The following is a 1240-nucleotide window of genomic DNA, read 5'->3' as shown; positions in this document are numbered from 1 at the left end:
ACCTTACGCCTTTGGCCGAGCCTTTTTGTCCAGCCGGCATCTGCGTTTAGCCTGATCCGCAGTCGGCTACCATTAAACCTTCGCCCAATAGCGCATCGGTGGCATAATCATCCTCGACCACTCAGAGGAGCGAGCCATGCTGCGTGCCTCACTCGTCGTCGCCTTGCTATCGATCGGTTCGGCTTCGGCCTTGGAGCAGAGCGTCACCCACGTCGCTCAGTCCCACGATCCGGCGAACTGCTATTGCCGCGCTCAGGGCCGCATGTTCGAAGAAGGCCAAATGGTCTGCCTCCAGACGCCGATCGGCAACCGCATGGCCGCCTGCGACATGGCCCTCAACGTGATGTCCTGGGTCATCACCGAGGAGCACTGTCCGGTGTCCTGAGGCGGGTTGCCGGCGAAACGCCCCGCTATTCCGCCCCCTCATCCTGAGGAGCCGCGAAGCGGCGTCTCGAAGGATCGTCCAGAGACCGCTGGAAACGCCTCGTCCTTCGAGGCGCGACTACGTCGCTCCTCAGGATGAGGCTGTGTGGTCCAGGCTATCCCGCCTTAGCAACCTCATCCTTGAGCGCACGCCTGAGAACCTTGCCCACATTCGTTTTGGGCAGCGTATCTCGGAATTCGATGCGCCGCGGCACCTTGTAGGCCGTCAGGTTCTCGCGACAGAACTCGCGCAACCTCTCCACGGTCAGCGTCGGATCCTTGCGGACCACGTAAGCAGCAACGACCTCGCCGGAATGCTCATCGGGAACGCCGATGACGGCGGCTTCCAGAACGCCTGGATGCGTTGCAATCACGTCCTCGACCTCGTTCGGATAGACGTTGAAGCCGGACACGATCACCATGTCCTTGATCCGATCGACGATCTTCACTTGCCCGTCTGCTTGAAGGATCGCGATGTCCCCGGTGCGGAAATAGCCGTCCGCCGTCATGACCTTCGCGGTATCATCGGGCCGCTGCCAGTATCCGGCCATGACCTGAGGACCCTTGACGCACAATTCGCCGCGTTCGCCGAGGGGCAAAGTCGCGCCCGTATCGGTCGCCCGGATCGAGACGTCAGTCGAGGATACCGGGTAGCCGATCGTTCCGGTGAACGCCTTGATGTCCAGCCGGTTGACGCAGACCACCGGCGACGTTTCGGAAAGCCCGTATCCCTCGACGATCGGCTTGCCCGTGATCTCTTGCCATTTCTGGGCGACGGCCGCCTGCGTGGCCATGCCGCCGGCGATCGAGAGTATGA

The 1240-nt window shown here is 62.0% G+C and carries 2 protein-coding genes; one reads left to right on the top strand and one right to left on the bottom strand.

What is annotated here, in order from left to right; translation table 11 throughout:
* Positions 1 to 136: 136 nt before the first annotated feature.
* Positions 137 to 385, top strand: a complete 249-nt coding sequence (locus AC1DT3_RS21720; protein ID WP_477467255.1) for a hypothetical protein — start codon at positions 137 to 139, stop codon at positions 383 to 385.
* A gap of 154 nt (positions 386 to 539) precedes the next feature.
* Here the strand turns inward: AC1DT3_RS21720 and AC1DT3_RS21715 are convergent.
* Positions 540 to 1240, bottom strand: a 701-nt coding sequence (locus tag AC1DT3_RS21715) for an AMP-binding enzyme (RefSeq protein WP_477467254.1), incomplete at its 5' end; no start/stop codon positions are given.

This window comes from Microvirga sp. P4_G7 (assembly GCF_056401005.1).
The sequence above is the reverse complement of the archived record's forward strand: the minus strand, read 5'-3'. Positions and strand labels throughout refer to the sequence as shown.